This window comes from Pseudomonas pohangensis, from assembly GCF_900105995.1.
GTDB lineage: Bacteria > Pseudomonadota > Gammaproteobacteria > Pseudomonadales > Pseudomonadaceae > Aquipseudomonas > Aquipseudomonas pohangensis.
This window is the reverse complement of the sequence record NZ_LT629785.1, coordinates 3,436,629-3,450,061: the sequence shown is the minus strand read 5'-3', so window position 1 is coordinate 3,450,061 and position 13,433 is coordinate 3,436,629. Positions and strand designations below refer to the sequence as shown.

Sequence of the window (13,433 nt, the reverse complement as noted above, 5' to 3'; positions counted from 1 at the left end):
GGCTGTGCCAGCGGGACTCCGCGGGGAAATACATGTCCATACAGTGGTTTCTGGAAGGTTACTTCGGCAATGACGGTACAGCCTTGCTGCGTATGCCGTTGAATATCTTTCCCGCCCGGGTCGGTCGCGACCCGGCACTGGCGCTGCCCATCGTGCGCCCGGATATCTCGCGGGTGCATGCCGAATTTTTCCAGCGCGACGGCGAGCTGTGGCTGCGCGACCTGGGCAGCACTAACGGTACCTTCGTCAATCTTTGCCAGCTGCACGGCGAGAGCGTCCTGCGCCATGGTGATGTGCTGCATTTCGCCAGCCATGAATTGCGCCTGCTGGAGGCGCCGTGCCGGGTGGACGACGAGTTGAGCACCACCCGGTTTGTGGCGCAGCCACAGGCCGGCAAGCTGCCGATCGGCTTGCACCAGCTGCAGCAACTGCTGGATGCCCGTCAGGTGCGCTGCCTGTTCCAGCCCATCGTCACCGCCAGGGGCCAGCTGTACGGTTACGAGCTGCTCGGGCGCGGTGGTCGCAGCGATTTGCCGTTCGGCCCGCTGGAGCTGTTCCATATCGCCGAAAGCCTGCCGGGCAAGGATGCCGAACTGTCGCTGCTGATGCGCGATGCCGGCGTGGCCGAGGCGCATGCCCAGTTGCAGGGCCGCGCCTGCCGGTTGTTCCTCAATACCCACCCGGCGGAGCTGAAACAGCCGGCGCAGCTGATGCGCGCGATGACTCGCCTGCGCGAGGCGTTTCCGCAGCAGCCGATGGTGCTGGAAATTCATCAGGATGCGCTGACCGATATTCCGCGGCTCAAGCAGCTGGCAGTGGAGCTGTGGGCGCTGGGAATAGAGATGGCCTACGACGATTTTGGCGCCGGCCAGACGCGCCTGCTCGAGCTGATCGAGGTGCCGGTGAAATACGTGAAATTCGACATGAGCCTGATCCAGGGCCTGCATCTGGCACCGGCCAGCCGCCGCAGCATGATCGCCAGTCTGCTGGCCATGACCCGCTCGATGGGCATCGCCTGCGTGGCCGAAGGTGTGGAGCTGCATCAGGAACTGCAGGTTTGCCGCGACATGGGTTTCGAGCTGATCCAGGGCTTCTATTTCAGTCCGCCGCGCCCGCGTCTGGATTACCCGGACGCTTGAGCCCCGCCTGGCCGCAATGCTGCGGCCAGGCGGGGCAAGGCCCTTGCAGGGCCTGTGCCCTGTCGATTCACTCAGTGGTGATAAGCGCTGCCCTCGACCGGCTGCAGTTGCGGCGTCACCGGGTGACTGGCGAAGAACTCGAGGCAGCGTTTGAAGTCTTCCAGCAGCAGGTCAATCAGGTCGCGGCTGACGCCGTGGCGTACCAGCACCCGCTGGATCACCAGATCTTCACGCTCGGCCGGCATCGAATAGGCCGGCACCTGCCAGCCGCGCACGCGCAGACGGTCGGCCAGGTCATACAGCGAGTACGGCAGCTCCACCCCTTCTTTGACCTTCCAGCTGACGCAGGGAATGCCACTAGCGTTGTCGCCGCCATAGATGATCTCGAACGGGCCGATCTTGACCAGCTCTCTGGCGAAATACTGCGCGCTGGCGTAGCAGGCGCCGTGAATCTTGCGGTAACCGTCGCGGCCGAGGCGGATGAAGTTGTAATACTGCGCCACCACCTGACCGCCGGGGCGCGAGAAATTCAGGGCAAAGGTCGGCATGTCACCGCCCAGGTAATTCACCTTGAACACCAGGTCCTCGGGCAGATCGCTGCTCTCGCGCCAGATGATCCAGCCGGCACCCAGCGGTGCCAAGCCGAACTTGTGGCCGGAGGCGTTGATCGATTTGACCCGTGGCAGACGGAAATCCCACTCCACCTCGGGCGCGCAGAAGGGCGCGAGAAAACCGCCGCTGGCGCCATCGACATGGATCGGAATATCCAGCCCGCTGTCCTGTTGCAACCGGTCCAGCGCATCACTGATGGCCTTGACCGGCTCGTACTGGCCGGTGAAGGTCACCCCCAGGGTCGGCACCACGCCGATGGTGTTTTCATCGCAGCGCTTGAGCACTTCTTCCGGCGAGAGAATCAGCCGGTCGCCCTGCATCGGCACTTCCCGCAGCTCGACATCCCAGTAGCGGGCAAACTTGTGCCAGCAGACCTGCACCGGGCCGCAGATCAGGTTCGGTCTGTCGCTGCTCTTGCCCTGCGCGCGGCGCTTCTCGCGCCATTTCCACTTCAGCGCCATGCCGCCGAGCATCGCCGCCTCGCTGGAGCCGGTGGTCGAACAGCCGGTGGTGTCGAGGGCCGCGGGCGAGTTCCACAGGTCGGCGAGCATGTGCACGCAGCGGCTTTCGATCTCGGCGGTCTGCGGGTATTCGTCCTTGTCGATCATGTTCTTGTCGATGCATTCATCCATCAGCCGATGCACTTCCGGCTCTTCCCAGGTCTGGCAGAAAGTCGCCAGATTCTGTCGCGCGTTGCCATCGAGCAGCAGCTCGTCATGCACCAGTTGGTAGGCCGCACGCGGTGCCAGTTCATCCGCGGGAAACACGTACCTGGGCACCGTCTGGCTCATGTCGGTGGAGGAGTAGAGCGCGTCGCTACTGTTGTGTTTATGGTGCTTTTTTGAATGCAGGGGCATGGGGTAGAGCTTCCTGTGCGGCGGTTGGACTGCCCGGACACCCTACTACTCACCCCGCAGGGCATCAACCGGATGCAGTTGCGCCGCCTTGTGCGCCGGCGCCAGGCCGGCGAGGATGCCGATCACTGCCGAGAGCAGCAACGAGCCGGCAATGAACGCCGGCTGCAAGGCCAGCGGCATTTTTGGCAGGGCCAGATGCAGGCCGCCGAGCAACATGCCGGTCAGCAGCAAACCCAGCGCGCCACCGGCCAGCGACAGCAGGGTGGCCTCGGCGAGGAACAGCCCCAGCACCTGCCGCGGGCTGGCGCCGATGGCGCGCAGCAGGCCGATCTCGGCGGTACGTTCGGCCACCGTGGTAGTCATGATGGTGAGGATGCCGACCGCGCCGACCAGCAGGGAAATGCCGCCCAGCGCACCGATGGCGATACTCAGGGTGCCGAGGATGCGATCGAGGCTGGCGAGCATGTCGTCCTGGGTGGTGATGGTGAAGTCTTCCGCGCCATGCCGTTCGTGCAGCAGGCTCTTGATCCGCCGGGCCAGGGCTGCGGAGCTGGTGCCGCTGTTGAACACCACATCGATTTCCATCAGCCCTTCGCGGTTGAACAGGCTTTCCGCCCAGTCGACCGGAATGTAGGCCACTTCATCCAGATCGAAGCCGAGCATCTGGCCTTTTTCTTCCATCACGCCGATCACCCGGAAGCGCGTATCGCCGATGCGGATCAGTTCGCCCAGCGGGCTGTCGCTGCCAAACAGTTCGCGCTGCAGCTTGGCGCCGAGCACTGCATAGGGCGGTGAGCGGCCATCGCGGGCCGGCGGCAGGAAGCTGCCCAGCGCCAGCTTGAAACGCCAGGCCTCGGCCAGCTGGTAGCCGCCGCCGATGACATCGCCGCGCCGCGTCAGTTGCCGGTACTTGATATCGGCATTGCCCTGGATCACCGGCACCACCGCCTCGATATGGCGTAACTGGCGCAGCGCTTCGGCATCGGCGCGGGTCAGCGGGCGCACGCTGCCAAGCAGGCCGCCCATGCCGCCGGTCTGGGTCTTGCCCGGATGCACCGCGACAATCCGCGTGCCGAACTGGGAAAAACTGTCCAGCACATAAGAACGCAAGCCCTCGCCAATCGCCGTGAGCAGGGTCACCGCGGCGATGCCGATGGCCACGCCGAGCAGCGTCAGCAGGCTGCGCAACGGCCGGCTGACGATGGCCGTGGAGGTCAGGTACAAGCCATCTCTCAGGCGCAGCATGGCTGACATTCCGCGGCGATATGTGGTCGGCAAAACGTAGGGTGGGCTTCAGCCCACCAATTCCAGGATGAATACTGTGGTGGGCTGAAGCCCACCCTGCGATAGTGCTTGCAGTTCATGTGCGGGCTCCGGCCGGGCGCAGGGCGGCCAGCGGCTCCATGGCGGCGGCGCGGCTGGCCGGCAGCCAGGCGAACAGCAGCGCGGTGGCCAGCGCCAGCAGCAGCGAAGTGATACGCGCCCACATCGGCGTATACAGCGGCAGCTCCCAGAGCCAGCGCCCCAGCCACAGCAGCAACTCGCCGAGCAGCAGGCCGCCGAGTGCACCGCTCACCGCGAGCAACGCCGCTTCGCCGAGAAACAGCAGGCGCACCTGCGCGGCGCTGGCGCCGATTGCCTTGAGCAGGCCGATCTCGGGCGTGCGCTGGCTGACCGCGATCCAGGTCACGTTCATGATCAGGATGCCGGCGACCAGCATGCTGATCGCGGCAATCCCGCCGACCGCCATGGTCAGGGCGCCGAGGATGTCGTTGAAGGTGCTGAGCATCGAGTCCTGGCTGATCACCGTGACGTCTTCCTTGCCTTCGTGACGCTCCTTGAGCAGGGCGAGGATCTGCCGCTTGCCGCTGTTGATCTGCGCCGGGCTGCGCACCTCGGCAAACACACGAAACAGCCCTTCACGGTTGAACAGCGCCTGGGCATTGGCCACCGGGATGATGATCGCTTCACTGAAGTCGGTACCCAGCGACTGGCCGCGCTCGGCGAGGATGCCGATCACGCGGAAGCGCCGGTTGCCGGCACGCAGCCATTCGCCCAGCGCCGGTTGCTGGCCGAACAGCTCGCGGCGCAGTTTCTGCCCGATCACGCAGACCGCCAGGGCCTCGTCCAGCGCCAGTGCGGGCAGCATCTGGCCCTGGCTGACGGCAAGCTGGCGGATGGCGAAAAAGTCGCGGCTGGTGCCGATGGTGAAGGCTTCGCGCGAGCGCCCGGCAACACTCAGTTCCATCTGCCCGGCCTGCAGCGGCGCCACCTTGCGCACCTGTGGCAGGCGGCCGATCGCGGCGGCGTCCTGCAGGGTCAGGTCGCGCGGTGCCAGACCGGTAATCGGCGGCATGCCGCCGGTGGTTTCCTTGCGGCCGGGCATGATGATCAGGGTGTTGCGCCCCAGCGCGGAAAATTCGCCGAGGACGAATTGCCGGGCGCCATCACCGAGACCGGTGAGCAGATTCACCGCGATCACGCCGATAGCCACCGCCAGCAACAGCATCAGACTGCGCGAACTGTGCCCGCGCAGCGCGCCGAGACACAGACGCAAGGCATCTGCGCTGCGCATCAGCTGCGCCTGCGCTGGCGTTGATCGGAGATGATCTTGCCGTCGCGCATCAGCAGCTGGCGCTGGGCGCGCTCGCCAAGAGCGGCATCGTGGGTCACCACCAGCAGGGTCAGGCCTTCCCGGTTCAGCTCTTCGAGCAGGCTGACCACCTCGGCGCCGGAGCGGCTGTCGAGGTTGCCGGTGGGTTCGTCAGCCAGCAGCAGCGCCGGCTGCATGACCATTGCGCGGGCGATCGCCACGCGCTGGCGCTGGCCGCCGGACAGCTCGGCCGGGCGGTGACTGACGCGGTCAGCCAGACCCAGCCGCTCCACCAGCCGGGCACTGCGCTGGCGGCGTTCAGCCGGTTCGATGCCGGCCAGCAGCATCGGCAGTTCGATATTTTCCAGCGCGCTGAGGCGTGGAATCAGGTGATAGGACTGGAATACGAAACCGATCCAGCGGCTGCGCAGTTCGGCGCGGCGCACCTCGCCGAGTGCGCTGGTGGCTTCATCCTTGAGCCAGTACTCGCCGGCGTCGGGCGCATCGAGCAGGCCGAGCATATTGAGCAGGGTGGATTTGCCCGAACCGGACGGCCCCATCACCGACAGGTATTCGCCGGCGGCCACGTCCAGATCCACCGCATCCAGGCCCATCACGCGCTGGTCGCCGAGCTGGAAGCAGCGCGTCACGCCACGCAGGCGAATCACTGCGGCGGCTCCGCCGCGGGTGTGGCGGGCTGCACGCGCACGCCGTCCTTCAGGCCGTCCTGATCCAGACTGCCGATGATGCGGTCGCCCGGTTGCAGGCCGCTGCTGACTTCCGTCCAGTGCCAGTTGCCCAGCCCGGGGGTAACCGGCACCTCGCGCAGCACGCCGGCGGCGGCGTCGTAGCGCAGCACACGGTTGCCGTCGAGCAGGCTTTCGGTGGGAATCCGCAGCACCTGCGGGTGCTGTTCCAGCAGTACTTCAACATCGGCGCTGTAACCGGTCAGCAGCGCCACATCGGCAGGTGGCTGGTCAAAGCGCGCCTCGATATCGACGGTGCGCGCCTGTTTTTCCAGATCGCGGACGAAGGGCGCGACACGCGTCACCGTGCCGGCAAAATGGCGGCCGCGCAGGGCATCCAGGCTGATGCGCACCGGCATGCCGACCTGCACGCGGGCGGCATCCACTTCGTCGATCGGCGCTTCCACATACAGGCAGCTGTCATCGATCAGATCGACCGCCGGCGGGGTGGGAATGCCCGGTGGCGAGGGCGTGACGAACTCGCCGAGTTCACCGTTGATCTCGGCGACGATGCCGGCAAACGGTGCATACAGGGTGGTCTGGTCGAGCAGGATGCGCTGCAGTTGCAGGCTGGCCTCGGCCTGGGCGATCTGCTGCGCGCTGGCGCTGCAGACCATGCGCGACAGGTTGGCGCGGGTCTGCGCCTGGTCGATGCGATCGGCGGCAACCAGTTTGCGTGACTCCAGTTTGGCCAGGCGTTCGTAGTCGCGCTGGTCGAGCAGGGCCTGCTGGCAACGCTGTGCCTGCAGACTGCGGGCACTGGCCAGGCTGGCTTCGGCTTCCAGCACACGGGCCTGCTGGTCGTCCTGGCGCAGGCGCATCAGCACGTCACCGGCGGCCACGCGCTGGCCTTCCCTGATCAGCAGTTCGCTGACCTGGCCACCACCCTTGAACGACAGGTGCGAGCGGCGGCAGGCCTTGAGGGTGCCGGCGCGGCTGTTGGCGATCAGGCTCTCGACCGGCCCGCTACCGACCTCGACCAGCGTCACCGGCAGCGCTTGCGGGCGCTTCCACCACCAGCCCGCTGCGACGAGGCAAATCAGGATCAGCAGGCCGATGAGGTACTTGCGCATGGGTTGCTCCGGTGAATATCGCTTTGACTTAACTGTAGGGTGGAAAACGCGCGCAGGTTGTTTCATCGCGAGGTTCAGCGAGAGCCGCGCATTGCGTCACGCCGGGCAGGCTGCGACCATCGACAGCCTCCTCCGGCCATGGACGAATACCATGCACAACCCTTCTGCAAGCCATGTCGAACGCATCGAGCTGGAACAGCTGGTCTGCTGGCGCGTGCGCACGCCGCAGGCCGAGTTGCTGGTAGCCGCACAAGGTGCCCAGCTTTTAAGTTATCGCCGGCATGGCGAGCCGCCATTGATCTGGCTCAGTGATCAGGCGCGTTACCTGCGCGGGCAGGGCGTGCGCGGCGGGGTGCCGGTGTGCTGGCCGTGGTTTGGCGATCTGCAACGCAACCCGCCGGCCGTGCAGGCGATGGTGCAGGGTGCGGCGCCGTTTCATGGTCTGGCGCGCACGCTGGACTGGCAGCTGCTGGATGTGCAGCAAGCCGGCGGGCAGGTCAGCCTGAGTCTGGGCCTTGAGTTGCCGGACGGTCTGCCGGGCTGGCCGCATGCCGCCAGCGTGCGGCTGGAGATCTGCCTGGGCGATGACCTGCAGCTGCGTCTGCGCACACACAACTCTGGCAGCACCCCGCTGGCCATCAGCCAGGCGCTGCACAGCTATTTCGCCGTCAGCGATGTTCGCCAGGTACGCGTACGCGGACTGGACGGCAGCGGCTATATAGAAACCCTGGAAGACTGGGCGCCGCGGGTACAGCAGGGCGACCTGCAGTTCAGCGGCGAAACCGACCGAATCTACCACGGCCTGCCGGCCACGTTGCTGCTGGAGGATCCGCAGTGGCAACGGCGTGTGGAGCTGGCAAGCAGCGGGTCGGCGTCGGCGATCCTGTGGAACCCGTGGATCGACAAGAGCCAGCGCCTGACCCAGTTTGACGCGGACGCCTGGCAGGGCATGCTGTGCATCGAGACGGCGAATGTACTGGATGATCACGTGCTGCTGCCGCCGGGGGCGGAGCATGTGCTGGGGTTGCGGGTGCGGAGTGAGGTGCTGACGGATTGGTAATCCCTGAAACTCCTTCCGTATTGTCCTACCGATTAGCGTGATTTGCTGACACATTGATTCCGCCCTGCTGGGCGTCTCACTTTTGCCAGTCGCCGCGGCAAAAGTAAGCAAAAACGCTTGCCCCTGCATCCGGGTCCTCGCTGCGCTCAGACTTCCCTCGCTTCGGTGCCGCTCCGCAGGCACGCCCCGATGGGCCATCCATGGCCCTTCGGGGCTTTCTCGGCGTCCTGCCTCGGCTTTGGCATCCTGCGTCGCTCTACCTCCTGCATCCATGCAGTCGTCGAAACCTGCTGCGCAACACCTGCACTCGGCCTCCTGAAGGGGCGTTTGGGTGCCCACCGCATCATCGGCGTTTCGGATCGTTCCCACGCAGGAGCATGGGAGCCATCGGAAAATGATCGCAACCCGCACGGACTGAAAGTCCCGTCAGGAGGGTGAGCGGAATCGGTGTGGAAGGGGTTGAGCGGCAGGGATGCCGCGAGAGCTGCGATGGGCCAGGGACGGCCCTTCGCAGCGTGCCCCTGGAGCGTCGATGGGGCGAACGCACCCGGAACGCAGCGAAGCGAAGTGATGGGCCGTATTTCGGGTGCCCTTCTTTTGCTTACTTTTCTTGGGCAAACAAGAAAAGTGAGGCGCCGTGCAAGGCGCAACCTGTCCTAATAAGCAGAGGAAAGCGCCAAGGTCCGGCACTCAAGCTAAATGCCAGCCAAAAAATCCGCAGCGGATTACCCATCCCTCAAAGATCCGCCTCTTCCACCAGTCGCACACTGCTGGCATCCATCGCATAGGCCGCATCGGCCAGATCATTGCTGACCTGCTCGATCTGCAGGTCGCCCTCGACCCATAACGGTGCATAGATATCGTCCAGCGCAATGCCCTCGGGGTAGCGCACCAGCAATATCTGGTTCGGCGGGGGTGGCGGCACGTGGATGCAGGCGCCGGGGTAGGGGACCAGGAAGAACAGCGTGCTGCGGCCGCGGCTGTCGCTTTCCAGCGGCACCGGATAACCGCCGATGCGGATGGTTTTGCCCTGCAGGGTGGCAACCGTCTTGCTCGAATACATCACAGCCGGCAGGTTTTTATCCTGTTGCTTGAGCCCGCCTTGGGCGGTGAAGCTGCCGTCGCCTTCGGGGCTGTCGTGGCTGATTTCCGGCATGGCTTCCAGTGCCTGCCGGTCAGCCAGCGGCAGCAGGTCGAGCCAGTCGGTTTCCGCCAGCTGGGCGTGGGCCAGCCAGGGCGTGAATAGCAGGCAGAGCAGCAGGTGGCGCATGACGTGGCTCCCGGAAAAGACGCAGCTCAGACCTGCCTGCGCCGCCGTGGTTCCGTAGCCCTTGATCTGTTGCAGCGGCTAGCGGAGCGGGCTCAGGCCTGCTGGTCGATCAGGGTTTCCAGCGCCATGATCTGCCGGTCGAGGACGTCGCGGGTGGCGCAGCGCAGGGTGGCATGACCGACCTTGCGGCCGACCTTGAAGGCCTTGCCGTAGTGGTGCAGGTGGCAATCCTCGATGGCGATCACCTTGCTCACCTCCGGCACGCTGCCGATGAAGTTGAGCATGGCGCTCTCGCCGACCTTGCGCGTGGCGCCCAGCGGCAAGCCGGCGATGGCGCGCAGGTGGTTCTCGAACTGGCTGCACTCGGCGCCCTCGATCGTCCAGTGCCCGGAGTTGTGTACGCGCGGGGCAATTTCGTTGGCCTTCAGGCCGCCATCGACTTCGAAGAATTCGAAGGCCAGCACGCCGACGTAGTCGAGTTTGTCGAGCACCCGTGCAGCATAGTCTTCGGCGAGTTTCTGCAGCGGATGGTCGCTGCTGGCGATCGACAGCCTGAGGATGCCGCTGTCATGGTTGTTGTGTACCAGCGGGTAGAAGCAGGTGGCGCCATCGCGGCCGCGTACGGCGATCAGCGAGACTTCGCCGGTGAACGGCACGAAGCCTTCCAGCAGGCAGGGCACGCTGCCCAGCTCGGCAAAGGCGCTGAGTACATCGGAGAGATTGCGCAGGACTTTCTGGCCCTTGCCGTCATAGCCCAGGGTGCGGGTTTTCAGCACCGCCGGCAGGCCGATGCTAGCCACTGCATGATCCAGATCGGCTTGCGACTGGATATCGGCGAAGGCCGGGGTGGGGATGTCGAGCTCCCGGAACATGGATTTCTCGAACCAGCGGTCACGGGCGATGCGCAGCGCATCGGCACCCGGATAGACCGGCACGAACTGCGAAAGGAAGGCCACGGTTTCGGCCGGTACGCTTTCGAATTCGAAGGTCACCAGATCCACTTCATCGGCCAGCTGGCGCAGGTGCTGCAGGTCGCCGTAGTCCGCCTGCAGGTGCTCGCCGAGGGCGGCGGCACAGGCATCCGGGGCCGGGTCGAGGAAGGCGAAGTGCATGCCCAGCGGTGTGCCCGCCAGGGCCAGCATGCGACCGAGCTGACCGCCACCAATCACGCCGATTTTCATGCTTCAGGCCTCGCGCGGATCAGGATTGTTCAGCACCGCATCGGTCTGTTCCTGGCGGAACTTCTGCAGTGCAGTGTGATATTCCGGCTGCTGCAGGCCGATGATGCTGGCGGCCAGCAGCGCGGCGTTGACCGCACCGGCCTTGCCGATGGCCAGGGTCGCCACCGGAATCCCGGCGGGCATCTGCACGATCGACAGCAGTGAATCGACCCCCGAGAGCACGGCCGACTGTACCGGCACACCGAGCACCGGCAGGTGGGTCTTGGCCGCGCACATGCCGGGCAGGTGGGCCGCGCCACCGGCACCGGCGATGATCACCTGGATACCGCGTCCGGCCGCTTCTTCAGCGTACTGGAACAGCAGGTCGGGCGTGCGGTGGGCGGAAACCACGCGGACTTCATGGGGGATGCCGAGTTTGTCGAGCATCTCCACGGTATGGCTGAGAGTGGACCAGTCCGACTTGGAGCCCATGATCACGCCAACCAGTGCATTCATCGTCTTGCCTCATGCAGGTGCGCCCTGTGGCGCGTCAGAAACCAACAAGCCACGCAGTTGGCGTGGCTTGGCATTTGCGTTTCAGACCGGCGAACGGCGCGGCCTGGGGCGGCGCATTATAGCGTAAAGATGGCATCGGGTGCCCAATGCAGCTACCGTCCATCAGGCGCTGGTGGCCCGGTTGGAAAATTTATCCCTGCTGGTCCGTATCTTGCGAGCGCTGAAGCGTTTCAACCCTGGTGAATTTCCGATGTTGCTGCATTCCAAACTGACCACCCTGCATGTGGTGAGCATGCTTCTCGAGCATTTTGCCGGCCATCCCCGGGCAACCCGCGCAGCGCTGTTGCATGGCAGTGGCATCAGTGAGGCCGAGTTGGGCAACCCGCAGGCACGCATTACGCGGCTGCAGGAGCAGCAGGTATGCCGCAATGCGTTGCCGTTGTGTGCCGAACTCGGCCTGGAACTGGGCCGTCACATGCATGTCTCGGCCTACGGCATGCTCGGTTATGCGGCCATTTCCAGCAGTACCTTTGGCCAGGCCTGGCGCCTGCTGTTGCAATACCCGGCGCTGCTGGGCACCTATTTCCAGCTTGAGCTGAGCGTCGAGGACGAGCTGGCCTGGCTGAGTGCCAGCGATTACAGCCTCAGGGACAGCCTGGAAGTGTTCAATCTGGAGATGTGCCTGGCCTCGCTCAAGCTGATTGGCGAGGACCTGCTGGGCCGGCCGCTGCCGCTCAGTGCGGCCCGGTTTCGCCACGCGCCGCCGGCCTATGTCGAACATTATGCCGGGAGCTTTGCCTGCGCCCTGCAGTTCGAAGCACCGCGCAATGGCTTTGCCTTCCCGGCCAGCCTGTTGTCACAGCGCCTGCCGCTGGCCGATCCGGTGACCAACGCCGAAATGCTCGAGCGTTGCCAGCGCCTGAATGCCGAGTTCAGCAATCGCCAGCAGTGGCTGCAGCGGGTGCGCGAACTGCTGCTGGTGAACCTCGCCGAGCCGCCCTCGCTGGTGCAGCTGGCAGCGCAGTTGCACTGCTCGTCGCGCACCCTGCGCCGCCATTTGCAGGCGCTGGGTACCAGCTATCAGGGCCTGCTCGACGACCTGCGCTTTGCCCGCGCCAAGCAGTTGCTCGGCGAGCAGGACTGGCCGGTGAGCCGGGTCGCCGAGGCGCTGGGCTTCAGCGAGACCGCCGGTTTCCGCCATGCTTTTCAGCGCTGGAGCGGCATGCCGCCGAGTCGCTACCGCGCCTAGGGCGAGGGGTGGCCAGTAAAAATTGGCCATTTCGATCCCCTATTGGCCGCAGGCAGTGTTTTCGCAACTGTGAAATTGGGTGAAGGTGACAGGCAAGCCATCTAGCGGAGCCTGATCCATGCTGACTTTCTATAGCGATGACCACCACCTGCATCACGGCAACAGCGAGCTGATCGACGGCAAGCTGCTGCCCTGTTTCGAGAAGCCGCAGCGTGCCGACTTTATCCTGCAGCGGGTCAGGGAGCGCGACATCGGTACGGTGCTGGCGCCAGAGGATTTTGGTCGCGGGCCGCTCGAGCGCATTCACACGCCGGCCTATCTGGATTTCTTCCAGGGTGCCTGGCAACGCTGGGTCGACGATGGCGGGCAGGGCGACCTGCTGCCGTTCACCTGGCCGGCGCGCACCCTGCGCTCCATCCTGCCGCGCGACCTGCATGGCCAGCTCGGCTATTACAGCTTCGACGGCGGCGCACCGATCACCGCCGGCACCTGGCAGGCTGCCTACAGTGCCGCGCAGGTTGCCCTCAGCGCCCAGCGGGCGATGGCCAATGGCGAGCACAGCGTGTTTGCCCTGTGTCGGCCGCCCGGCCATCACGCTGCTGCCGAAGTGATGGGTGGTTACTGTTACCTGAACAATGCGGCCATTGCGGCCCAGGCCTTTCTCGATCAGGGGCACAGCAAAGTCGCCATCCTCGATGTCGACTACCACCACGGCAACGGCACCCAGGATATTTTCTACCAGCGCAATGATGTGCTGTTCACCTCGATTCACGGCGATCCGGCGATCGAGTTCCCGTTCTTCCTCGGTTATGCCGACGAGCTCGGTGAGGGTGCCGGCGTCGGCTGCAACTTCAACTACCCGCTGCCGGCCGGCAGTGCCTGGGACGTCTGGGGTGCGGCGCTGGAGCAGGCCTGCCGGCGCATCAGTGATTACCGGGCCGAAGTGCTGGTGGTCTCGCTGGGCGTGGACACCTTCAAGGACGACCCGATTTCCCAGTTCAAACTCGACAGCGCCGATTACCTGAGCATGGGCCGGCGCATCGCTGCGCTGGGTCTGCCGACCCTGTTCGTCATGGAAGGCGGCTATGCCGTCGAGGCGATCGGCATCAACGCAGTGAATGTACTCGAAGGTTTCAGCGGGGCCTGAACGGTCGCGTA

General features: G+C 65.2%; 12 protein-coding genes. 4 read left to right on the top strand and 8 right to left on the bottom strand.

All coding sequences use genetic code 11. The annotated features are described in order from the left end of the window. Nucleotides 1–32: 32 nt before the first annotated feature. A complete protein-coding gene (locus BLT89_RS16010; protein WP_090197726.1) occupies nucleotides 33–1,139 on the top strand; it encodes an EAL domain-containing protein in 1,107 nt (368 codons plus the stop codon). A 71-nt stretch (nucleotides 1,140–1,210) separates the two neighbouring features. On the opposite strand, the gene BLT89_RS16005 is transcribed toward BLT89_RS16010, so the two are convergent. The 5 genes from BLT89_RS16005 to BLT89_RS15985 form a co-directional block, all read right to left on the bottom strand. Further along, nucleotides 1,211–2,608: a glutamate decarboxylase gene (locus BLT89_RS16005; protein ID WP_090197723.1), complete on the bottom strand. Its 1,398-nt coding sequence runs from the start codon at nucleotides 2,606–2,608 to the stop codon at nucleotides 1,211–1,213. A 45-nt stretch (nucleotides 2,609–2,653) separates the two neighbouring features. Continuing rightward, nucleotides 2,654–3,850: an ABC transporter permease gene (locus BLT89_RS16000; RefSeq protein ID WP_090199129.1), complete on the bottom strand. Its 1,197-nt coding sequence runs from the start codon at nucleotides 3,848–3,850 to the stop codon at nucleotides 2,654–2,656. A gap of 118 nt (nucleotides 3,851–3,968) precedes the next feature. Further along, nucleotides 3,969–5,183 (bottom strand): ABC transporter permease, encoded by a 1,215-nt coding sequence (locus tag BLT89_RS15995; protein ID WP_090197720.1) that lies wholly within the window; start codon nucleotides 5,181–5,183, stop codon nucleotides 3,969–3,971. Next, entirely contained in the window at nucleotides 5,183–5,869 is a 687-nt protein-coding gene (locus BLT89_RS15990; RefSeq protein ID WP_090197717.1) for an ABC transporter ATP-binding protein, read from the bottom strand. Before BLT89_RS15990 ends, BLT89_RS15995 begins: the two co-directional genes overlap by 1 nt. Next, nucleotides 5,866–7,020, bottom strand: a complete 1,155-nt coding sequence (locus tag BLT89_RS15985; RefSeq protein ID WP_090197714.1) for an efflux RND transporter periplasmic adaptor subunit — start codon at nucleotides 7,018–7,020, stop codon at nucleotides 5,866–5,868. The genes BLT89_RS15990 and BLT89_RS15985 overlap by 4 nt, the downstream gene beginning before the upstream one ends. 151 nt (nucleotides 7,021–7,171) lie before the next feature. On the opposite strand from BLT89_RS15985, the gene BLT89_RS15980 reads away from it, so the two are divergent. Continuing rightward, the gene (locus BLT89_RS15980; RefSeq protein WP_090197711.1) at nucleotides 7,172–8,080 is read left to right on the top strand and encodes a D-hexose-6-phosphate mutarotase; all 909 of its coding nucleotides are present in this window, start codon (nucleotides 7,172–7,174) and stop codon (nucleotides 8,078–8,080) included. Between the two features lie 736 nt (nucleotides 8,081–8,816). Here BLT89_RS15980 and BLT89_RS15975 read toward each other — a convergent pair. The 3 genes from BLT89_RS15975 to purE all read right to left on the bottom strand — a co-directional run bounded on the left by BLT89_RS15975 (nucleotide 8,817) and on the right by purE (nucleotide 11,026). After that, a complete protein-coding gene (locus BLT89_RS15975; RefSeq protein WP_090197708.1) occupies nucleotides 8,817–9,350 on the bottom strand; it encodes a DUF3299 domain-containing protein in 534 nt (177 codons plus the stop codon). Nucleotides 9,351–9,442: 92 nt separating this feature from the next. Continuing rightward, a complete protein-coding gene (locus BLT89_RS15970) occupies nucleotides 9,443–10,531 on the bottom strand; it encodes a 5-(carboxyamino)imidazole ribonucleotide synthase (protein ID WP_090197703.1) in 1,089 nt (362 codons plus the stop codon). Nucleotides 10,532–10,534: 3 nt separating this feature from the next. Beyond that, nucleotides 10,535–11,026 carry a 5-(carboxyamino)imidazole ribonucleotide mutase gene (gene purE, locus BLT89_RS15965; RefSeq protein ID WP_090197700.1) on the bottom strand — a complete coding sequence of 164 codons (492 nt, stop codon included), beginning with the start codon at nucleotides 11,024–11,026 and terminating at the stop codon, nucleotides 10,535–10,537. A gap of 253 nt (nucleotides 11,027–11,279) precedes the next feature. On the opposite strand from purE, the gene BLT89_RS15960 reads away from it, so the two are divergent. Together BLT89_RS15960 and BLT89_RS15955 are read left to right on the top strand one after the other, a co-directional pair. Next, complete coding sequence (locus tag BLT89_RS15960) at nucleotides 11,280–12,275, top strand: AraC family transcriptional regulator (RefSeq protein WP_090199126.1); 996 nt, start codon at nucleotides 11,280–11,282, stop codon at nucleotides 12,273–12,275. A gap of 118 nt (nucleotides 12,276–12,393) precedes the next feature. Next, entirely contained in the window at nucleotides 12,394–13,422 is a 1,029-nt protein-coding gene (locus BLT89_RS15955) for a histone deacetylase family protein (protein WP_090197697.1), read from the top strand. Nucleotides 13,423–13,433: the final 11 nt, after the last annotated feature.